Source organism: Streptomyces sp. JH002, from assembly GCF_050916115.1.
GTDB classification, from domain to species: Bacteria; Actinomycetota; Actinomycetes; order Streptomycetales; family Streptomycetaceae; genus Streptomyces; species Streptomyces xiamenensis.
In genome coordinates this window covers 5,737,251-5,756,419 of the sequence record NZ_CP087989.1, presented here as the reverse complement: position 1 = coordinate 5,756,419, position 19,169 = coordinate 5,737,251, and the positions used below count along the sequence as shown (strand labels likewise).

General features: G+C 70.7%; 20 protein-coding genes. 3 read left to right on the top strand and 17 right to left on the bottom strand.

Going from position 1 to position 19,169, the window contains the following annotated elements; all coding sequences use genetic code 11:
- Nucleotides 1-4: 4 nt before the first annotated feature.
- The 9 genes from tatC to H7827_RS26410 form a co-directional block, all read right to left on the bottom strand.
- Complete coding sequence (gene tatC / locus H7827_RS26450) at nucleotides 5-904, bottom strand: twin-arginine translocase subunit TatC (RefSeq protein ID WP_386540778.1); 900 nt, start codon at nucleotides 902-904, stop codon at nucleotides 5-7.
- A gap of 74 nt (nucleotides 905-978) precedes the next feature.
- Nucleotides 979-1,284 (bottom strand): Sec-independent protein translocase subunit TatA, encoded by a 306-nt coding sequence (gene tatA, locus H7827_RS26445; RefSeq protein WP_030727398.1) that lies wholly within the window; start codon nucleotides 1,282-1,284, stop codon nucleotides 979-981.
- Nucleotides 1,285-1,421: 137 nt separating this feature from the next.
- Nucleotides 1,422-1,616: a hypothetical protein gene (locus H7827_RS26440; RefSeq protein WP_030727402.1), complete on the bottom strand. Its 195-nt coding sequence runs from the start codon at nucleotides 1,614-1,616 to the stop codon at nucleotides 1,422-1,424.
- A gap of 78 nt (nucleotides 1,617-1,694) precedes the next feature.
- A complete protein-coding gene (locus tag H7827_RS26435; RefSeq protein ID WP_030727405.1) occupies nucleotides 1,695-2,663 on the bottom strand; it encodes a helix-turn-helix transcriptional regulator in 969 nt (322 codons plus the stop codon).
- A 15-nt stretch (nucleotides 2,664-2,678) separates the two neighbouring features.
- Nucleotides 2,679-3,632 (bottom strand): helix-turn-helix transcriptional regulator, encoded by a 954-nt coding sequence (locus tag H7827_RS26430; protein WP_200368310.1) that lies wholly within the window; start codon nucleotides 3,630-3,632, stop codon nucleotides 2,679-2,681.
- A gap of 91 nt (nucleotides 3,633-3,723) precedes the next feature.
- Nucleotides 3,724-4,098: an FKBP-type peptidyl-prolyl cis-trans isomerase gene (locus tag H7827_RS26425; protein WP_386540776.1), complete on the bottom strand. Its 375-nt coding sequence runs from the start codon at nucleotides 4,096-4,098 to the stop codon at nucleotides 3,724-3,726.
- A 53-nt stretch (nucleotides 4,099-4,151) separates the two neighbouring features.
- Nucleotides 4,152-5,105 carry an FKBP-type peptidyl-prolyl cis-trans isomerase gene (locus tag H7827_RS26420; RefSeq protein ID WP_386540775.1) on the bottom strand — a complete coding sequence of 318 codons (954 nt, stop codon included), beginning with the start codon at nucleotides 5,103-5,105 and terminating at the stop codon, nucleotides 4,152-4,154.
- A 111-nt stretch (nucleotides 5,106-5,216) separates the two neighbouring features.
- Complete coding sequence (gene pafA / locus H7827_RS26415; RefSeq protein ID WP_386540773.1) at nucleotides 5,217-6,578, bottom strand: Pup--protein ligase; 1,362 nt, start codon at nucleotides 6,576-6,578, stop codon at nucleotides 5,217-5,219.
- A 9-nt stretch (nucleotides 6,579-6,587) separates the two neighbouring features.
- The gene (locus tag H7827_RS26410) at nucleotides 6,588-7,853 is read right to left on the bottom strand and encodes an MFS transporter (protein WP_432747603.1); all 1,266 of its coding nucleotides are present in this window, start codon (nucleotides 7,851-7,853) and stop codon (nucleotides 6,588-6,590) included.
- 63 nt (nucleotides 7,854-7,916) lie between these two features.
- On the opposite strand from H7827_RS26410, the gene H7827_RS26405 reads away from it, so the two are divergent.
- Nucleotides 7,917-8,951 (top strand): LacI family DNA-binding transcriptional regulator, encoded by a 1,035-nt coding sequence (locus H7827_RS26405; RefSeq protein WP_432747602.1) that lies wholly within the window; start codon nucleotides 7,917-7,919, stop codon nucleotides 8,949-8,951.
- A 150-nt stretch (nucleotides 8,952-9,101) separates the two neighbouring features.
- Here H7827_RS26405 and prcA read toward each other — a convergent pair whose 3' ends face one another.
- The 5 genes from prcA to arc form a co-directional block, all read right to left on the bottom strand.
- Nucleotides 9,102-9,854, bottom strand: coding sequence for a proteasome subunit alpha (gene prcA, locus H7827_RS26400; protein WP_030727425.1), 753 nt, complete (start codon nucleotides 9,852-9,854; stop codon nucleotides 9,102-9,104).
- A 33-nt stretch (nucleotides 9,855-9,887) separates the two neighbouring features.
- Nucleotides 9,888-10,733 (bottom strand): proteasome subunit beta, encoded by an 846-nt coding sequence (gene prcB / locus H7827_RS26395; RefSeq protein WP_030727428.1) that lies wholly within the window; start codon nucleotides 10,731-10,733, stop codon nucleotides 9,888-9,890.
- Nucleotides 10,734-10,878: 145 nt separating this feature from the next.
- Nucleotides 10,879-11,091, bottom strand: a complete 213-nt coding sequence (locus H7827_RS26390; RefSeq protein WP_019434989.1) for a ubiquitin-like protein Pup — start codon at nucleotides 11,089-11,091, stop codon at nucleotides 10,879-10,881.
- 123 nt (nucleotides 11,092-11,214) lie between these two features.
- Nucleotides 11,215-12,726, bottom strand: a complete 1,512-nt coding sequence (gene dop, locus H7827_RS26385) for a depupylase/deamidase Dop (RefSeq protein ID WP_030727431.1) — start codon at nucleotides 12,724-12,726, stop codon at nucleotides 11,215-11,217.
- 72 nt (nucleotides 12,727-12,798) lie between these two features.
- Nucleotides 12,799-14,571, bottom strand: coding sequence for a proteasome ATPase (gene arc / locus H7827_RS26380; protein ID WP_200368303.1), 1,773 nt, complete (start codon nucleotides 14,569-14,571; stop codon nucleotides 12,799-12,801).
- A gap of 242 nt (nucleotides 14,572-14,813) precedes the next feature.
- On the opposite strand from arc, the gene H7827_RS26375 reads away from it, so the two are divergent.
- Complete coding sequence (locus H7827_RS26375) at nucleotides 14,814-15,143, top strand: ferredoxin (protein ID WP_386540766.1); 330 nt, start codon at nucleotides 14,814-14,816, stop codon at nucleotides 15,141-15,143.
- A gap of 72 nt (nucleotides 15,144-15,215) precedes the next feature.
- On the opposite strand, the gene H7827_RS26370 is transcribed toward H7827_RS26375, so the two are convergent.
- From H7827_RS26370 to H7827_RS26360, 3 genes are all read right to left on the bottom strand, one after another.
- Nucleotides 15,216-15,725: a hypothetical protein gene (locus tag H7827_RS26370; protein WP_432747601.1), complete on the bottom strand. Its 510-nt coding sequence runs from the start codon at nucleotides 15,723-15,725 to the stop codon at nucleotides 15,216-15,218.
- A 158-nt stretch (nucleotides 15,726-15,883) separates the two neighbouring features.
- Nucleotides 15,884-16,840, bottom strand: coding sequence for a tRNA (adenine-N1)-methyltransferase (locus H7827_RS26365; protein ID WP_386540764.1), 957 nt, complete (start codon nucleotides 16,838-16,840; stop codon nucleotides 15,884-15,886).
- 60 nt (nucleotides 16,841-16,900) lie between these two features.
- On the bottom strand, nucleotides 16,901-18,145 hold the full coding sequence (locus tag H7827_RS26360) for a site-2 protease family protein (protein ID WP_386540763.1): 1,245 nt from the start codon (nucleotides 18,143-18,145) through the stop codon (nucleotides 16,901-16,903).
- A gap of 100 nt (nucleotides 18,146-18,245) precedes the next feature.
- Between H7827_RS26360 and H7827_RS26355 the strand changes: the two genes are divergently transcribed.
- Nucleotides 18,246-19,160, top strand: a complete 915-nt coding sequence (locus H7827_RS26355) for a RecB family exonuclease (protein ID WP_046722801.1) — start codon at nucleotides 18,246-18,248, stop codon at nucleotides 19,158-19,160.
- Nucleotides 19,161-19,169 lie beyond the last annotated feature (9 nt).

Here is a 19,169-nt window from a genome sequence, read left to right as displayed (position 1 = left end):
GGGATCAGGTCGCGTCGTCGTAGCCGGTGCGGCCGGGCGGCGGAATGTCGTCGGGGCGGTCGATGCTGGAGGGCGTCAGGTCCAGGTCGGACGCCTCGTCGTCGCTCAGCTCCGCCTCGGGGTCCTTGCGGCGCCGGCGCCAGTCGTTGAGCAGCGAGATGCCGGTGGCCAGGAAGTACAGGCCGGTGACCGGCACCTGGAGGGCGATCATCGACATCAGGTCGGTGGGGGTGATGGCGGCCGCGAAGATCGCGATGCCCACCACCATGCCGCGCCACCAGCCGAGCATCCGCTTGCCGCTGACCACCCCGCCGAGATTGAGCATCACCAGCAGCAGCGGCAGCTCGAAGGCGAAGCCGAAGGCCACCGCCATCCGTACCGTGATGTCGAGGATGTCGTCCACCGAGACGAGGTTCTCCGCGCCGTCGGCGGAGAAGCTCAGCAGCACCGGGATGGCGCGGGGCAGCAGCCAGTAGGCGAAGTAGGCGCCGAACAGGAACAGCGGCACACCCACCGCCACCACGGCGCGGGTGTACTTCTTCTCGTTCTTGTGCAGGCCCGGGGCCATGAAGCCCCACGCCTGGTAGAGCCAGACCGGGGACGCCAGCACGAAGCCCACCATCAGCGAGATCTTGATGTAGGTGGCGAACGGCGAGGTGAGGCCGCTCTGCATCAAGGTGGCGCAGCGGCTGCCGGTGGCGTCCGGAGTGTCGGCCTCCAGGCACTTCGGCAGGGGCTCGGTGATGAAGTTCATGATGCTCTTCGCGAAGAAGAGCGCCACGATCGTGATCACCAAGACGGCCAGCACCGAGATCGCGAGCCGGTTGCGCAGCTCACGCAGATGCTCCGTGAGGGGCATCCGCCCCTCCGGGTCCTTCACCTTCTTCTGGGCGGCCTTGGGCACCCCTGCGTCCTCATCCGTCGAGGCAGCCGGAACCGCTCCGGCCACCGGCTGTCAGTGCTGGTGCGGCGCGACGGTCAGCCCTGGCTGTTGTTCCGGGGCTCGTCCACCGGGCGGGCGCTGCTGACGTCGCCGGGAGCGGCCTGGATGGTGCGGGGGGCCGGCTGCGGCTGCGGCTCGGCGGTGTTGTGGGCGGTGCTGTCGCCGGCGGAGCCGTTCTGCGCGGTGTCGTTGCCGTCGCTGCGCAGCGCGGCGGTCTCGCTCTTGAGGATCCGCAGCGACTTGCCGAGCGAGCGGGCGGTGTCCGGCAGCCGCTTCGACCCGAAGACAAGTACGACGATGGCCGCGACGAGAAGGATCTGCCACAGACTGATCTGGCCCATAATTTTCGTCCAGTCTCTCATCCGGGAAGGCGGGTGATTTTGCCAGCCGTGCCGGACGGGGCTTCGGTGAACGTCCCGCACGAGCTGAGTAATAGTAACGCTGAAGAGTGAACACAAAGCAATGCCCGGGCGTAGGCCTAACGGCGGGGCACTTCCTGGGCGAGCCGTACGGCCGAACGCTCCAGTTCCTCGGAGGCCCGGCCGATCCGCTCCGTACTCTCCCCCACCGCCCGCCCGAATCGCGCGGCCTCGATACCGACCCGCACGGCCAGTACGCCGAGCACCAGGACTCCGGTGGCGGCCAGGGTGAGATGGAGCATCGCCCAGAACATGGTGCGGAGCCTACGCCACCGCACCGCGCACCCCGCGCGGGCGGGTCCGCCGCCCGCCCGGGTCGCGCCGGCGCGGCCTCAGACCAGCGTGTCGTACGCCTCCAGTGCCGCGCGGGCGGCCTCCCGGGCGCTGTCCGCCAGCTCCACCGGGGCCACGATCCGCCCGTCGCCGCCCAGGCGCAGCGCGAGGCGCCGCAGCGTGGCCGGGTCGGGGGTGCGCAGGGTGATCCGCAGCCCGCCGTCCGCCAGCTCCTCGGCGGTGTCGTGCGGGTAGTACTCGGCGACCCAGCGCCCGCCGGGCCCCACCTCGATGATCACCTCGGGGTCGGAGGCGGCCGGCTGCACCAGCCCCTCGCTCAGGTCCCGGGGCTCCACCGGCGGCGGGTCGGCCGGGGTGTCCAGGAGTTCGACGCTGGCGACCCGGTCCAGCCGGAAGGTGCGCCGGGCCTCACTGCGCCGGCACCACGCCTCCAGATAGGTGTGGCCCACGGCGAACAGCCGTACCGGGTCGATCTCCCGGTCGGTCAGCTCGTCGCGGCCCGGCGAGTAGTAGCGGATCCGCAGCCGGCGGCGCTCGGTGAGCGCGCGGTCGGCCACGGCGAAGACCTCGCCCTCGGATTCGAAGGTCACCGACAGCCGCGAGGAGGCGCCCGCGCTCTCCCCGGCCGCCGCCTCCAGCTTGGCGGTGGCCCGCAGCAGCGCCTCGCGGTCGCCGTCGCGCAGACCCGGCAGGGTGGCCACCGCGCGGGCGGCGACCAGCAGCGCGGTGGCCTCGTCGGCGGCCAGCCGCAGCGGCTCGCCGGCCGAGGAGCCGGTGGCCTCCGCGTTGTACCACCAGATGTGCTCGCCGTCGGTGTCGATGTCCAGCAGATCACCGCCCCGGAAGCTGGTGCCGCACATCGGCAGCACGCTCAGGTCCGAGATCAGCTCGTCCTGTGAGATGCCGAAGGCCCGGGCCACCTCGTCCACCCGGGCGCCGGGGCGCTCACGCAGATAGGTGACCAGGGACAGCATCCGCCGGGTCCGGTCGATGGCATTGGTCGCCATGGTGTGCGCGTCCCCTCATCCCTTGGCGACGGCGCGCAGCCGGTCCACCACGTCGGCCCGCAGTTCGGCGGGTTCCAGCACGATCACATCGGGGCCGAATTCCACCAGCCAGGCACCCAGGCCGTGGCCGTGGGGGATCTCCAGCTCGTCCCAGCCGTCCGTGCGCTCCCCGGTCCAGGTCGCGCGGGCCCGCAGCGGGTAGCCGGCCCCGGCCCGCAGCCGGATTCTGGCCTGCCCGGTGGCGCTCTCCCCCGCCCATTCGGCGACCGACTCCCGTACCGCGACCACGCCGGGCACCTCGGCGGTGAACGCGCCGTTGCGTGAGCGCACCCGACCGCTGATCCGGGACAGCCGGAAGACACGCTCGGCGCCGCGGTCCCGGTCGAAGCCGGCCAGGTACCAGTGTCCGCGCCAGCACTCCAGCGCCCAGGGCTCCACCTGCCGCTGCTCGGGATGGGCCGCGTTGGACTTGCGGTAGCCGAAGGTGACCGGGCGCCGGTCGCGGCAGGCGATCATCAGGGGCTCGAAGGCGGCCTCGCCCGCGGGGATGCGGGGCTCCAGGGCGCTGAAGGTCTCCTGCTCGGCGCCGGCCAGCGGCATCCCGGCGGCACGCAGCTTCTGGAGCGCGCCGCTGGCGGCGCCGGCCAGCCTGGCCTGCTGCCACACCTTGGCGGCCAGGCCGAGGGCGGCGGCCTCCTCGGCGTCCAGGGTCAGCGGTGGCAGCCGGTTGCGGTCCCGGCGGGCGAGATAGCCGATCTCGCCGTCCAGGGACTCCACGGTGTCGATGACCATGCCCAGCTCGCGCAGATCGTCCTTGTCCCGCTCGAACATGCGGGAGAACGCGTCCTCCGTACCGGCCTCGATATAGGCCTCGATGGAGGTGCGCAGCTCCCGCTTGGTCAGCGGGCGGCCGGTGCCCAGCAGGCACAGCGCCAGGTTCATCAGCCGCTCGGCCTTGGCGATCGCCATCGACGGGCCGCCCCTTCCTCGTCCTTGCCCCACAGCACAGCAATGGGCCCATCCCCCCAGAGGGATGGGCCCACGGTACCGCTTGCCGGGATCAGACCGAGACCAGGTCGCAGACGAAGATCAGCGTCTCGCCCGGGGCGATCCGCCCGCCACCGGCGCCCTGGTCGCCGTACGCGAGGTGCGGCGGGATGGTCAGCTGCCGGCGGCCGCCGACCTTCATGCCCTGCACGCCGCGGTCCCAGCCGGGGATGACCTGGCCGGCGCCGAGCTGGAAGCTCAGCGGGGTGCCGCGGTTCCAGCTGGCGTCGAACTCCTCGCCGGTGCTGAAGGAGACGCCGACATAGTGCACGGCGACGGTGGCGCCGGCCTCGGCGACCGGTCCGTCACCCTCCCAGAGGTCCTTGATCTCCAGGTCGGCGGGCGGGTCGCCGATGGGGAAATCGACCTCGGGCTTGTCGATGCTCACGAATTCACTCCTAGGAACGATCATGTCGATGGTGCGTACGAAAGCCTACGGGCTCAGGCGACACCGATGATGTCCACGACGAACACCAGGGTCGAGTTGCCCGGGATGCTGGCGTTCCCCGCCTCGCCGTACGCCTTGTCCGGCGGCAGCACCATCAGCACACGGTCGCCGACGTGCTTGCCCACCAGGGTCTCGTCCCAGCCGGAGATGACCTGACCGCCGCCGATCTGGAACGAGGCCCCGCCGTCGCGGTCCCAGGACGAGTCGAACTTCTCACCGCCGTCCCAGTTCACCCCCGTGTACTGCACGAACAGCGTGTGACCGGCGAGCACCTCGGCGCCGTCGCCCTCGATGAGGGTCTGCTCGCGCAGCTCGGTCGGCGCGTCACCCTCGGGGATGGTGATGGTGGCGGGCTCCTGGCCCTCCGCCACGACCTCGGGCAGGCCCTCCTCGACCGGCGCCTGCTCGCCCTCGGCGGTGGTGGTCGGGTCGATGGCGACATTGATGTCGAAGACCCACACCAGGGCCTGGCTCTTGTCCAGGCCGACCGCGTCCGCGGTGTCGCCGAGCAGGTCGCCCGCGGTGCCCTCGATCTTGACGCGGCTGCCGACCGGGGTGCCGATCAGCGGCTCGGTGATGGCCTCGGGGAGCGCCGACTCCACGCCCGCCTGGGTCACCAGCTGCGGCCGGGGCGGGGCGCCCGGGTCGTCCGAGGTGGTGGACTGGCCGTCCTGGGTCATCCAGGTGTTGACCAGGTCGCTCTCGCCGCCCGGGGTCTTGCCGATCACGTCCATGCCGAGCATGTCGCCCTGCTTGACCTGCGCGCCGTCGCCCTCGCTGAGCACTTCCACCGAGGTTTCGGTCACCCCGGCGTCCTCGTCGAGTTCGATGGTGGGCTGCTCACCGGCCTTGCCCGAGACCGTGGCGAGCGGCCCCGACGACGAGGAGTCTTCGGAGCCGCACGCGGCTGCGGTCAGCAGAATGGCCGGGACTGCCAGCGCCGTCACAACACGGCGCACTCGTTGCGTAGGGATCATCAGTCCAACTCAGCTAGGGACGGACGGGGGGGGACCCGCTGGTCCCGCCCAGCCTACGACCTCCGTCCCGCTATTCCCGGTTTACATTCCGGCGATGAGCTTCTCCACCCGCTCGTCCACCGAGCGGAACGGGTCCTTGCACAGCACCGTGCGCTGCGCCTGGTCATTCAGCTTCAGATGCACCCAGTCGACCGTGAAGTCCCGGCGCTGCTCCTGGGCCCGCCGGATGAAGTCGCCGCGCAGCCTGGCCCGGGTGGTCTGGGGCGGCACGGACTTGCCCTGGAAGATTTTCAGGTCGTTGCAGATCCGCTGGGCCTGGCCCTTGCGCTCCAATAGGTAGTACAGGCCGCGGCGACGGTGGATGTCGTGGTAGGCGAGGTCTATCTGGGCCACCCGCGGGTGGGACATGGTGAGGTTGTGCTTGGCCCGGTACCGCTCGATCAGCTGGTACTTCATGACCCAGTCGATCTCGGTGTTGATCTTGTCGAGCTCCTGGGCGCGGATCGCTTCCAGGGTGCGGCCCCACAGCTCCAGAACCTGCTCGGTGATGCCGGTGCGCATGCCGCGGCGCTCGCAGAAGTCCAGTGCCTTCTCGTAGTACTCCTGCTGCACCTCCAGCGCGGAGGCCTCCCGTCCGGTGGCCAGCCGCACCTTGCGCTGGCCCGTGGTGTCGTGGCTGACCTCACGGATGGCACGGATCGGGTTCTCCAGGGTGAGATCCCGCATCACCGTCCCCGCCTCGATCATCCGCAGCACCAGATCGGTGGCACCGACCTTCAGCAGCATGGTGGTCTCGGACATGTTGGAGTCGCCGACGATGACGTGGAGCCTGCGGTAGCGCTCGGCATCCGCGTGCGGTTCGTCCCGGGTGTTGATGATCGGCCGGGACCTGGTGGTCGCGGAGGAGACGCCTTCCCAGATGTGCTCGGCACGCTGGCTGACGCAGAACACCGCACCGCGCGGCGTCTGGAGCACCTTTCCCGCTCCGCAGATCAGCTGCCGGGTGACCAGGAACGGAATGAGGACATCGGCCAGCCGGGAGAACTCCCCATGCCGGGCCACCAGATAGTTCTCGTGACAGCCGTAGGAATTTCCGGCGGAATCGGTGTTGTTCTTGAACAGATAGACATCGCCGGCGATCCCCTCTTCGTGCAGCCGGCGCTCGGCGTCGACGAGGAGCCCTTCCAGAATGCGCTCACCCGCCTTGTCGTGGGTGATGAGCTCGGTGACGTTGTCACACTCCGGCGTCGCGTATTCGGGGTGTGAACCGACATCCAGATACAGCCGGGCGCCGTTGCGCAGGAAGACATTGCTGCTGCGGCCCCAGGACACGACTCGGCGGAAGAGGTACCGCGCCACTTCGTCCGGAGACAGCCGCCGCTGTCCACGGAACGTGCAGGTGACGCCGTACTCGTTCTCCAGCCCGAAGATTCGGCGATCCATGTCTGAACATTACGCCCGATCCTCAGTTCTGAAACGGGGTTCGGGGGCGGCGTTTCGATCATTTTCCGACCCGGCCACCGGCACCGTCACCGGGAGCGGCGAGGTCAGCACACCGCGGGTAACCGTCAGTACCAGCAGGGCGAGCAGCCCGCCGATCCCGCTCAGCACGTATCCGGCCTGCTCAGAACCCCACTCGATGACCGGGCCCACCGCCCCGCTGCCCATGGCCGCGCCGACCCCGAAGCTGGTCACCAGCCAGGAGAACGCCTCGGTCACCGTACCGATCGGCGCGTGCCGGTCGATCACGACGAACGCACAGGCCAGGGCCGGTGCCAGGAAGATTCCGGCCACCACCGAGAGCGCCGTCATCACCACCACGTCCGAGGGGGCGAGCGCCAGCGGGAGGTACCCCAGCGCCAGCGCCGCCACCAGCAGCCGCAGCCGCCGTTCCGGCTCTCCCGGCCACTGCCTGGCGCCGTACACCAGACCCCCCAGCAGCGCGCCCACGCCGAGTCCCGAGTGCAGGTAGGTGGCGACGAGTTCATCACCGTGCGTGTCCGCGTACGCCACTGCCGCGACGGCGATCGCCCCCAGCGCGGTGCCCACGAAGAAGAAGCCGCCCAGCAGCGCCAGCAGCCCCTTCGAGCGCAGCGCGCCCAGCCAGTGCGCCTGCCGCGGCGCGCTGCGCCAGTGCCGGGAGGGTCCGGAGACCGCCACCGAGAGGGCGCCCAGCAACCCGACCGCGTTGACGATCACCAGGGCGGCGCCCTCGGACCACTGGGCGACGCAGAGCATCACGATCAGCGGGCCGCCCGCGAAGATCACCTCCTGGGCCACCGCCTCCAGGGCGTACGCGCGGTGCACCCGCTCCGGGCGGTGGTCCAGCACGCTGGGCCAGAGGGCCCGCAGCGCCCCCTCCAGCGGCGGGGTCGTCACCCCGGCCACCACCATGAGGGCGATGGCCAGGGCGGGGCTGCCGATGCCGACGACGGCCAGCGAGCCCATCGCGGTGGTCGAACACAGCGCGGCGGGCAGCAGGATCCGGGGCTGGCCGTACAGATCCACCAGCCGCCCCAGCAGCGGCTGGCCGACGGCGGTGGCCACCCCGTACCCGGCCGCCAGCGCGCCGGCCAGGCCGTAGCCGCCGCCCTCGGCGCGGACGAAGAGGACGACGGCGAGGGCGGCGACGCCGTTCGGCAGCCGGCCGAGCAGTGTGCCGCCCAGCAGCCGCATCGCGTGCGGCGCGCGCATCAGATCCAGATATCCCGTTGCCATGCAGGCTCCCGCGGCTGAAGTGTTACGTATAACGTCGCCCGATTGTACGTACCATGGCCGACTGTGAACAGCAGCGCCCAACCCGGGGGTGTCCCCGCCCGCCCCACCAGCCGGGACGTCGCCGAACGCGCCGGGGTCTCCCAGGCCACCGTCTCCCTGGTGCTGCGGGAGCGCTGGCAGGGCCGGGTCTCCCCCGCCCGCGCGGAGACGGTGCGCGAGGCTGCCCGGGCGCTGGGCTACCGCCCCAATCTCGCCGCCCGCAGCCTGCGGCTGGGGCGCACCAGGACGGCCCTGGTGGTGGTGCCCGCGCTGTCCTCGGAGTTCTTCGCCAAGGTGTACGCGGGAGCGGCCCGGGTGGCCGCCGAGCACGGTTTCGGTGTGGTGCTGTACCCCTCCCCCGAGGGCATCGGCCCGGCCCCCGACCCGTTCGCGCACTCCAGCGCCACCCTGGACGGCGTGCTGGCCGCTTCGATGGCGGCCCCAGCGCTGCGGGCGCTGAGCGGGGGCGGGCTGCCGCTGGTGATGCTGGACAGCGAGCCGCAGGACCCGGGAGCGGCCGCCACCGTGAACCCGGACATCGCCGACGGCATGCGGCGGACGGCGGCCCACGTCCTGGACCTGGGGCACCGGCGGCTGGCGCATCTGGCGGCCGACGTGGAATCGTGGACGTTCAGGGAACGCGCGGACGCGCTGGCCCGGGAGACTGCCCGGGTGCCGGGCGCCGCGATCGTGCGCACCGAACGGGCGCCGCTGTCGGTACGCGGCGGCCTGGCCGCGGCCGAACGCGCCCTGACGGCGGACCCCCGCCCCACGGTGCTGGTGTGCGACGACGACGTGCTGGCGGTGGGCGCCTGCAAGGCCGCCCGACGCCTGGGACTGCGGGTGCCCGGGGACGTCTCGGTGACCGGTTTCGACGACACGGAACTGGCCACCGCGGTCGAACCGGAGCTGACCACCGTCCGCCTCCCCGCGACCGCGATGGGTGAGGAGGGCATGCGCGCCCTGCTGGCCGCGCTGCGCGGCGAGAGGGCGCCGGGCGCCGTCCTGCCGGTCGCCCTGATCCCCCGGGCCTCCACGGGCCCGCCCCCGGCCGCGTAGGCGGGGCGGTAGCGCCCGCCGGTGACCACCTGGCGGCGGCGCCGCTCCGCCGAGCGCCGCACCGGTCCGCCCGGGTGCTCCCCCGTGAACGCCGGTGGGCCCTGTGCTCCCGGCCGGCGGCCGGGAGCACAGGGCCCACCGGGGCGTGGCTCAGTCGTTCTCCTCGCCGGAGCCGTCCGTCGTCTCCGACTCCGCCGCGCCGCTCTCGCCGAGCAGGCGGGCCAGCTGACGGCCCAGCACCCGCTTGAACTTCCGCTGTTGCGGACGCGTACGGTCCAGCACCGCGACCTCCAGCTGATCGGCGGTCAGTTCGCGCACCTCACCGCCGTTGCCGTCCCGGCCCAGCGCCGCGACGGCCAGCCGCAGCGCCTCGTCCAGGGGCATGTCGTCCCGGTGGCGCTGCTTGAGGTAGCTGCCGATCTGCTCCGAGTTGCCGCCCACCGCGACCGAGCCGTGCTCGTCGATGATGGAGCCGTCGTGCGGCAGCCGGTAGATCTCGTCCTCCGCGCTGCTCTCGCCGACCTCGGCGACCAGCAGCTCCACCTCGTAGGGCTTCTCGCCCTGGCTGGAGAAGATCGTGCCCAGCGTCTGGGCGTAGAGATTGGCGAGGCCCTGGGCGGTCACGTCCTCGCGGTCGTACGTGTAGCCGCGCAGATCGGCGTACCGGGTACCGCCGATGCGCAGGTTCTCGTACTCGTTGTACTTGCCCGTGGCGGCGAAGGCGATCCGGTCATAGATCTCGCTGACCTTGTGCAGCGCCCGCGAGGGGTTCTCCGCGACGAACACCATGCCGTCGGCGTACTGCAGCACGACCAGGGCGCGCCCGCGTGCCACGCCCTTGCGGGCGTACTCGGCGCGGTCCGCCATGACCTGCTGGGGTGAGACATAGAACGGCGTCGACACCGGCTATTCGTCCCTTCCTGATCCTTGGGAAATCTACAGAACCGGGGCCTGCGGCCCGTTGGGCAGCTGAAGACGGCCCTCGTGCACCGTCCGGGCGATCTCGGAGATCTCCGCCTCGGTGAGCCGGCGGAAACCCTCCTCGGTGATCACGGTGACGATGGGGTAGATCCGCCGGGTCAGGTCGGGACCGCCGGTGGCCGAGTCGTCGTCGGCCGCGTCGTAGAGCGACTGCACCACGGCGGTGACGGTCTGCTGCTCCGTCAGTCCCTCGCGGTGCAGTTTCTTCAGCGAACCCCGCGCGAAGACCGAACCGGAGCCGACGGCGGCGAAGCCCAGCTCCTCCGAGCGGCCACCGGTCACGTCGTAGGAGAAGATCCGGCCCTTCGCGCGCTCCAGGTCGTATCCGGCGAACAGCGGCACCACGGCCAGGCCCTGCATGGCCATGCCCAGGTTGCCGCGGATCATGGCGGACAGCCGGTTGGCCTTGCCCTCCAGGGAGAGCACCTGGCCCTCGACCTTCTCGAAGTGCTCCAGCTCCAGCTGGAAGAGCTTCACCATCTCGATGGCGAAGCCCATGGTGCCGGCGATGCCCACGGCCGAGAACTCGTCGGCCGGGAAGACCTTCTCGACGTCCCGCTGAGCGATCTGGCTGCCCATGGTGGCGCGCCGGTCACCGGCGAGGATCACCCCGCCGGTGAAGGTGGCGGCGACGATCGTCGTCCCGTGCGGGATCTGGACGGGGCCCTCCACCGGCGGCAGCACCCGGTTGCCCGGCAGCTGCTCCGGGGCGATGTCGGCGAGGAAATCGAAGAAGGAGGACGACCCGGGCCTCAGGAAGGCTGCCGGAAGTCGCCCCTGGTCATGGGAGTTGCCTACCACAGAAGTCCTTCCAGGTCATGGAAACGGTCCGGCGGTGCACGGCGCCGGCGCAGAGTACGCCAGGGACCCTACCCGGCACCTGGTGGTGATCCACATCGGGTGACGCGCGAACAGCCGTGCCCGCCGCGCGTCACCCGGGGGTGGATTACTGGCCGCCCTTCTGGACGAAGGAGCGCACGAAGTCCTCGGCGTTGGACTCCAGGACCTCGTCGATCTCGTCCAGGACGGAGTCCACGTCGTCGGTCAGTTCCTCCTGGCGCTCCTTGAGCTCCTCGGAGACCTCCGCGGTCGTTTCCTCGGTTTCCTCGCTGGTGCGCGACGCCTTCTGCTGGCCGCCGCCGGTGTCTTTGGTCGCCATCTCCCTCACCCCTGCTCAGCTTCGACGTAACAAGATCAGACCCTACTAGCCGGTGCTGACATCGGCTCCTTCATTGCTACAACGTCCGGGGGTCCTCCGCATGATTCCCGGATCCGGAGGAAATCAGCCCCCGGACAGCGCCCGGAGCAGGTCCTGTGCGCTGGCACTGGCGTCCAGCAGGTCCTTCACATGTTCCCGGGTACCCCGCAACGGGTCCATGGTGGGCACGCGCTGCAAGGAATCCCGGCCCGGCAGATCGAAGATCACCGAGTCCCAGGAGGCGGCGGCCACGTCATCGGCGTACTGTTCGAGACAGCGGCCGCGGAAGTAGGCGCGGGTGTCCTCGGGCGGGCTGCCCTGGGCCCGCAGCACATCCTCCTCGTCCAGCAGCCGGGTGATCCGGCCGCGGGCGGCCAGCCGGTTGTACAGGCCCTTGTCGGGACGCACGTCCGCGTACTGGAGATCCACCAGGTGCAGCCGGGCCGCGTCCCAGCCCAGCGAGTCGCGGCGCCGGTAGCCCTCCATCAGCTCCCGCTTGGCCACCCAGTCGAGCTGCCCGGCCAGGCTCATCGGATCGGTCTCCAGCTTGCCGAGCACGTCCTCCCAGCGGCTGAGCACATCCGTGGTCTGCGGATCGGCGTCCGCACCCCAGCGCTCCTCCACGTATTTGCGGGCCAGCTCGTAGTACTCCATCTGGAGCTGTACGGCGGTGAGCTTGCGCCCGCTGCGCAGGGTGACCAGTTTGCGCAGTGAGGGGTCGTGGCTGACCCGGTGCAGGGTGCGCACCGGCTGGTCCACGGCGAGGTCCACCGCGATGAAGCCGTCCTCGATCATGGAGAGCACCAGGGCGGTGGTGCCCAGCTTCAGATAGGTGGAGACCTCGGCCAGATTGGCGTCGCCGATGATCACGTGCAGCCGCCGGTACTTCTCGGCGTCCGCGTGCGGCTCGTCCCGGGTGTTGATGATGGGCCGCTTGAGGGTGGTCTCCAGACCCACCTCGACCTCGAAGTAGTCGGCGCGCTGGGAGAGCTGGAAGCCGTGCTCGCTGCCGTCCTGGCCGATCCCGACCCGGCCGGCGCCGCAGATCACCTGCCGGGAGACGAAGAACGGCGTCAGATGGCGCACGATGTCGGAGAACGGCGTCTCCCGCTTCATCAGGTAGTTCTCGTGGGTGCCGTAGGAGGCGCCCTTGTTGTCGGTGTTGTTCTTGTAGAGCTGGATGGGCTGGGATCCGGGCACCTCGGCGGCGCGGCGGGCGGCCTCGGCCATGATGCGTTCGCCCGCCTTGTCCCACAGCAGGGCGTCCATCGGGCTGGTGGTCTCGGGGGCGCTGTACTCCGGATGGGCGTGGTCGACGTAGAGCCGGGCGCCATTGGTGAGGATGACATTGGCGAGGCCGATGTCCTCGTCCGTGAGCTGGCTGGCGTCGGCGTTGTCGCGTGCCAGATCGAACCCGCGGGCGTCGCGCAGCGGATTCTCCTCCTCGAAGTCCCAGCGTGCCCGCCGGGCCCGGTGCATGGCCGCCGCGTAGGCGTTCACGACCTGGGAGGAGCTGAGCATGGCGTTGGCGTTCGGGTGGCCGGGGACGGAGACGCCGTACTCCGTTTCGATGCCCATCACTCGCCGTACAGTCATGCGGCCCTCCTTGGGAGAAACGTCCGGCTGCGGGTCATGCCGTCGCATGTCCCGCAGCCGGATGTTTCGCTACTACAGGTATTGACCCGTGTTCGCCACCGTGTCGATGGAACGGCCGGTGTCGGCGCCCTTCTTTCCGGTGACCAGGGTGCGGATGAAGACGATCCGCTCGCCCTTCTTTCCGGAGATCCGGGCCCAGTCGTCGGGGTTGGTGGTGTTGGGCAGGTCCTCGTTCTCCTTGAACTCGTCCACGCAGGCGGCGAGCAGGTGGGAGACGCGCAGGCCCTTCTGATTCTGGTCCAGGAATGCCTTGATGGCCATCTTCTTGGCCCGGTCCACGATGTTCTGGATCATGGCTCCGGAGTTGAAGTCCTTGAAGTACAGCACTTCCTTGTCACCATTGGCGTAGGTGACTTCCAGGAAGCGGTTCTCCTCGGTCTCCGCGTACATCTGCTCGACCACGGTCTGGATCATTCCGGCGACCGCGGCCTCGGCGTTGCCGTGGTGCTCCTCCAGGTCCTCGGAGTGCAGCGGAAGCCGCGGGGTGAGGTACTTGGAGAAGATGTCCTGGGCCGCCTCGGCGTCCGGACGCTCGATCTTGATCTTCACGTCGAGCCGGCCGGGGCGCAGGATGGCCGGGTCGATCATGTCCTCGCGGTTGGAGGCGCCGATCACGATGACGTTCTCCAGGCCCTCCACACCGTCGATCTCGGAGAGCAGCTGCGGGACGATGGTGTTCTCCACGTCCGAGCTGACCCCGGAGCCGCGGGTGCGGAAGAGGGAGTCCATCTCGTCGAAGAAGACGATGACCGGCGTTCCCTCGCTGGCCTTCTCACGGGCCCGCTGGAAGACCAGCCGGATGTGCCGCTCGGTCTCGCCGACGTACTTGTTGAGCAGTTCGGGGCCCTTGATGTTGAGGAAGAAGCTCTTCCCCGCGGGCTGTCCGGTGACCTCGGCGACCTTCTTGGCCAGCGAGTTGGCCACCGCCTTGGCGATCAGCGTCTTGCCGCAGCCGGGCGGGCCGTACAGCAGGACACCCTTGGGCGGCCGCAGCTCGTGCTCCCGGAACAGGTCCGGGTGCAGGTACGGCAGCTCCACCGCGTCCCTGATCAGCTCGATCTGGCCGCCCAGACCACCGATCTTGTTGTAGTCGATGTCGGGGACCTCTTCGAGGATGAGCTCCTCGACCTCACTCTTGGGCACGACCTCGAACACGTAACCGGAGCGGGGCTCCAGCAGCAGGGCGTCGCCGGAGCGCAGCACGATTCCGGAGGCCAGCAGCGGCTCGGCCAGCCGTACGACGCGTTCCTCGTCGGTGTGCCCGACGACCAGGGCGCGCTCGCCGTCCTCGAGGACCTCCTTGAGGGTGACGATCTCGCCGACGCTCTCGAACTCCATGGCCGCGACCACGTTGAGCGCCTCGTTGAGCATGACCTCCTGGCCGCGCCGCAGCTTGTCCAGTTCGATAGTGGGGCTGACATTCACCCGGAGCTTGCGGCCCCCGGTGAAGATGTCCGCGGTGTCGTCCTCGTTGGCGTGCAGGAAGACGCCGAAACCGGCCGGGGGCTGTGCCAGCCGGTCGACCTCTTCCTTGAGGGCGACGATCTGGTCACGGGCCTCGCGGAGCGTAGTGGCGAGCCGCTCGTTCTGCGCGGACACGCCGGCCAGATTGGTCTGCAGCTCGACGATCCGCTCCTCGAGAACCCGAGTGTGCCGCGGAGAGTCGGCCAGCTTTCGGCGCAGGACGGTGATCTCCTGCTCAAGATCGGCAAGCTGCCGGGACGGGTCGTCGGATGCCCGACCGGGCCGGATGCCGCGGTTGCTGTCGTCATCGTGGGATGCCACGGTCCTCACCTCCTCCAAAGGGAGCTGGACGCTTCCAGACCCTACCTGGACCGGTGCGGTTCGAAACCCCTAGATCACAAAGACGGTCGAGGTGGATCCGATCTTCACCCTTGCGCACTCCCTCATGGCAGGGAATACCCACCCCGGGCGAGTGGAAAGCGGACGGTTGTATGGTCGTAAGCGGTCAACACCCGGCAGGGATGGCTCTCTTTGTTTCACACCCTCAAGGATTGGCAGGCCACATGACCGCGCGGAATGAATCCGGAGACCTGGAAGTCTGGATCGACCAGGATCTGTGCACGGGCGACGGCATCTGCGCGCAGTACGCCCCGGAGGTCTTCGAGCTGGACATCGACGGGCTCGCCTACGTGAAGCCGCCGGCGCCGGCCGGCCAGGAGGCCGATCTGCTCACCGCTCCCGGTGCCACCGCGCCGGTGCCGCTGACGCTGCTGCGGGAAGTGATCGACTCGGCCAGGGAATGCCCGGGTGAGTGCATCCACGTGCGCAGGACGGCGGACCGGACCGAGGTGTACGGCCCGGACGCCGTCGTGGACGCGGTGAACGCCCCGTAGCCGCGTCACCGGTGCCGGTCACGGCCGAGCGTACTCCCGCGCCCGGCCGGACGGCGGGGCCGGCGGGAGCGTTCAGTAGCTGCCGGGCGGCGGGGCCGCGCGCAGCGCCAGGGTGCCGGCCGTCCACTCCCACGCGACGTCGCGGCGCTGGTCGGGGGCGGAACGCGGGACATCCACCGAGGAGTAACCGAGCAGCCGCACCGACACGGTGCCACCGCTGACCGTCAGGTTCTCCAGCATCATGCCCTCGGCCGGGTCCACCAGGGTCAGCGCGACCCGGGGCCCGCTCGCGCCGCGGGCGGGGTCGGTCAGGACGTACAGACCGTGCGGCGGGCTGCCGGCCCCCGCGTCGCAGTGCACGGCGGCGATGGTCTCCGGGACGCCGTCGCCGTCCAGGTCGCTCACGGCGTGGTCGGTGACGGTGATGCCGTACGGCCCGCAGTCCACCGGGTAGTCGGCGGCGGCGGGATCCGGGCCTCCCCGGGCGTCCGCCGGCGCTTTCGCGGCGGCACCGCCGGGGCCGATCCAGGCGGCGGTCGCGGTGAGGGCGGCGACCGCGGCGGCGGTGGTGAGCCAGTGCACGGGTCGGCCACTGGGGGAAGGAAGTGCTGCGCCTGCCGGTGACTGCACGCGGAAGACTCCTGGGGCGGGGAGGTGGAGACAACTCGATGCCGGGACCTGCGCGTTGGCAGGTCCCGGCATCGTGCCACACCTCACATCACCGGGATAAGGCGGGGGGTTTACGCGTCCGTTTCCTCCGCGGGGCCACCGGTGGCGGCCTCGGTTCCGGTGGCGGCCGTCCCGGCGGCACTTGCCGAACCCGGGCCGGTGTAGTCGGAGCCGTACGCGCCGGGGGCCGGGCGGCGGCGGCGGCGCGGCGGCTCCACCCCGTCGGCCAGCCGGCGGGCGGTGACCAGGAAGCCGGTGTGCCCGATCATCCGGTGGTCCGGGCGGACCGCCAGGCCCTCCACGTGCCAGGTGCGCAGCATGGTCTCCCAGGCGGTCGGCTCGTTGAAGTTGCCGTGCTCGCGGAGCGTCTCCACGGTGCGTGCCAGCTGGGTGGTGGTGGCCACGTACGCGCACACGATCCCGCCGGGGACCAGCGCCTTGGCGACGGCGTCCACGCACTCCCAGGGGGCGAGCATGTCCAGGATGACCCGGTCCACCTCGGTGTCGGACAGGTTGTCCTGGAGGTCACCGACCGTCAGCTGCCAGGCGGGATGCGGGGAGCCGAAGTAGCGCTCCACGTTCTCCTGGGCGATCTTGGCGAAGTCGGCGCGGCGCTCGTAGGAGTGCAGCATGCCCTGGTCGCCGATCGCCCGCAGCAAGAAGGTGCTGAGCGAGCCGGAGCCCACGCCGGCCTCGACGACCCGGGCGCCCGGGAAGATGTCGGCCATGGCCAGGATCTGCCCCGCGTCCTTGGGGTAGACCACGGCGGCACCGCGGGGCATGGACAGGACGTAGTCGGGGAGCAGGGGGCGCAGCGCGAGATAGGCGACGTTCCCCGTGGTGCGGACAACGGTTCCTTCGGGGGCACCGATCAGCTCGTCGTGCGGGAAGGCACCCTTGTGGGTGTGGAAGCTCTTCCCGGCTTCGAGCGTGAAGGTGTAGTGGCGGCCCTTGGGATCGGTGAGCTGTACCTGGTCCCCGACCTGGAAGGGCCCGCGTCGGCGGGCGGCACCGGTCGGTTCGGACATGGGGGTCAGCCTAGTGCAGGGCGGGAGGGCCGCCGTGCGCGGGGAGGCGGACGACGGTGGTCAGCGGCGGGCGGCGGGCCCCGTCATGGCGTCCATGAAGGCGCGTTCCACGTCGGTGGTGGACAGCACGCCGTAGATCTCGTCGTTCTCCTCGACCACCAGGTACTCGGTGGCCGGGGTGGCCCGCAGGTGGTCCAGGAGTGCCTCGCCGGTGAGGTCGGCGGGCACCCGCATCCCGTCCTCCAGGTCCTGGGCGAGGGCGGAGACCGCGACCCAGGGGCGGCGCCGTTCGGGGACGGAGGCGATGCCGGCCTCGCGGACCAGCGCGACGGGGGCTCCCTGGCCGTCGACCACCACCAGGGCGCGGGCGCCGGCGTCGTTGGCGCGGCGCAGCGCCTCGGACAGCGGGGTCTGCGCGCTGACCGGGACGGCCCGCCGGGTGAGGACGCGGGCGTTGAGGGCGGGCAGCCGTTCGCGCAGCCGGGCCATCTTCAGGCTGTTGCCGGCGCCGGTCCAGATGATGGCGGCGAGGATGGCGGCCAGCAGGGCGTCGGTGAGCGAGTCCACGCCGGTGTAGGAGTCGCGGTCGGTGACGCCGGTGAGGTGGGTGGTCAGCGGGAAGCCGATCAGCACCACCACGGCGAGCACCCGGCCGGTCCAGGCGGCGACCACGGTGCCGGTCATGGGGCTGCCGCTGAGCCGCCACACCACGGCGCGCAGCATCCGTCCGCCGTCCAGCGGGAGGCCGGGCAGCAGGTTGAAGGCGGCGACGATGACGTTGGAGATCATCAGGCCGGCGAGGAGGACGCCGGGGACGGTGTCGCGTTCGACGGTGAGCATGCCGGCCCAGAAGACGCCGCCCAGTACGAGGGAGAGCAGCGGGCCGACGCCGGCCAGCACGAACTCGCGGCCCGGGGTCTGGGACTCCTTCTCGATCTCGGAGACGCCGCCGAAGAACTGGAGCTGGATGCGGCGCACCGGGAGGTCGAAGCGGATGGCGGCGTAGGTGTGCGCGAGTTCGTGCACCAGCACCGAGGCGTAGAAGGCGACCGCGAAGAACAGGGAGACGAGGTAGCGGCCCGCGCCGAGGTCGGGCAGCACCCGGTCCAGCTGGTTGCCGAAGAACCAGGTGATCAGGGCCGCGACGAGGAACCAGCTGGGCGCGACGTAGATCGGCACGCCGAAGACGCGCCCCATCAGCAGGCCGCCGCCGGCCCCCTTGGAACCGCCGGGCTTCTCGCCGGAGCCCTGCGGGCGGGCCGGGCTGTCGGGCCCCGATGTCCGGTCGCTGTCGGAGTCTGGCACCAATTCCCCTTGCTGGGTGTGACCTCGCGGGAGAGGCGGGTCGGCTGTGGAGTCGATGGTAAGCGCCCCGCTGTCAGTGACGCCCCGTAGGGTTCCGGACATGGAAGCGTCAGCCACCGCACGTACTTCGTCCCTCTCGCCCTCCCGGGCCGCCGACTTCATGCAGTGCCCCCTGCTCTACCGCTTCCGGGTGATCGACAAACTGCCCGAGGCGCCGAGCGCGGCGGCCACCAGGGGAACGGTTGTCCACGCCGTGCTGGAGCGGGTGTTCGACGCGCCGGCCGGGCAGCGCAGCGTGCCCCGGGCCAAGGCGATGGTGATGCGGGAGTGGCAGCGGCTGCTGAAGAAGCGTCCGGAGCTGGCGCAGCTCTTCGCGGACGAGTCGCAGGACGCGGAGCCGGGGGCGCTGGACCAGGAGCGGCTGGCGGGCTGGCTGACGGAGGCCGAGGGTCTGGTGGAGCGCTGGTTCTCGCTGGAGGACCCCACCCGGTTGCAGCCGGCCGAGCGTGAGCTGTGGGTGGAGACGAAGCTGGAGTCGGGGCTGCGGCTGCGCGGGGTGATCGACCGGGTGGACATCGCGCCGACCGGCGAGGTGCGCATCGTCGACTACAAGACGGGCAAGGCGCCGCGCCCGGAGTACGCGGCGGACGCGCTGTTCCAGATGAAGTTCTACGCGCTGGTGCTGTGGCGGCTGCGCGGTGAGGTGCCCAAGCGGCTCCAGCTGGTGTATCTGGGCAGCGGCGATGTGCTGACCCTGGATCCGCAGGAGAGCGATCTGGCGGCGGTGGAGCGCAAGCTGCTGGCGCTGTGGGAGGCGATCCGGCGGGCCACCGAGAGCGGGGACTGGCGGCCGAAGCCGGGCCGGCTGTGCGGCTGGTGCGACCACCAGTCGCGCTGCCCGGAGTTCGGCGGCACTCCCCCGCCGTACCCGCTGACCATCCAGCCGTCGCTGCCGCTGGAGGTGCCGGGCCCCCGGGCGGGCGAGGAGCGCGAGGGTGACCTCCCGGAGGGCTGAGCCACGGGG

Excerpts from the sequence above, each read along its gene's own strand:
- tatA (WP_030727398.1), bottom strand. The coding sequence starts at position 1,284 with ATGGGCCAGATCAGTCTGTGGCAGATCCTTCTCGTCGCGGCCATCGTC.
- H7827_RS26440 (WP_030727402.1), bottom strand. The coding sequence starts at position 1,616 with ATGTTCTGGGCGATGCTCCATCTCACCCTGGCCGCCACCGGAGTCCTG.
- H7827_RS26435 (WP_030727405.1), bottom strand. The coding sequence starts at position 2,663 with ATGGCGACCAATGCCATCGACCGGACCCGGCGGATGCTGTCCCTGGTC.
- H7827_RS26430 (WP_200368310.1), bottom strand. The coding sequence starts at position 3,632 with ATGGCGATCGCCAAGGCCGAGCGGCTGATGAACCTGGCGCTGTGCCTG.
- pafA (WP_386540773.1), bottom strand. The coding sequence starts at position 6,578 with ATGGATCGCCGAATCTTCGGGCTGGAGAACGAGTACGGCGTCACCTGC.
- H7827_RS26410 (WP_432747603.1), bottom strand. The coding sequence starts at position 7,853 with ATGGCAACGGGATATCTGGATCTGATGCGCGCGCCGCACGCGATGCGG.
- H7827_RS26390 (WP_019434989.1), bottom strand. The coding sequence starts at position 11,091 with ATGGCGACCAAAGACACCGGCGGCGGCCAGCAGAAGGCGTCGCGCACC.
- dop (WP_030727431.1), bottom strand. The coding sequence starts at position 12,726 with ATGACTGTACGGCGAGTGATGGGCATCGAAACGGAGTACGGCGTCTCC.
- H7827_RS26375 (WP_386540766.1), top strand. The coding sequence starts at position 14,814 with ATGACCGCGCGGAATGAATCCGGAGACCTGGAAGTCTGGATCGACCAG.
- H7827_RS26365 (WP_386540764.1), bottom strand. The coding sequence starts at position 16,840 with ATGTCCGAACCGACCGGTGCCGCCCGCCGACGCGGGCCCTTCCAGGTC.
- H7827_RS26355 (WP_046722801.1), top strand. The coding sequence starts at position 18,246 with ATGGAAGCGTCAGCCACCGCACGTACTTCGTCCCTCTCGCCCTCCCGG.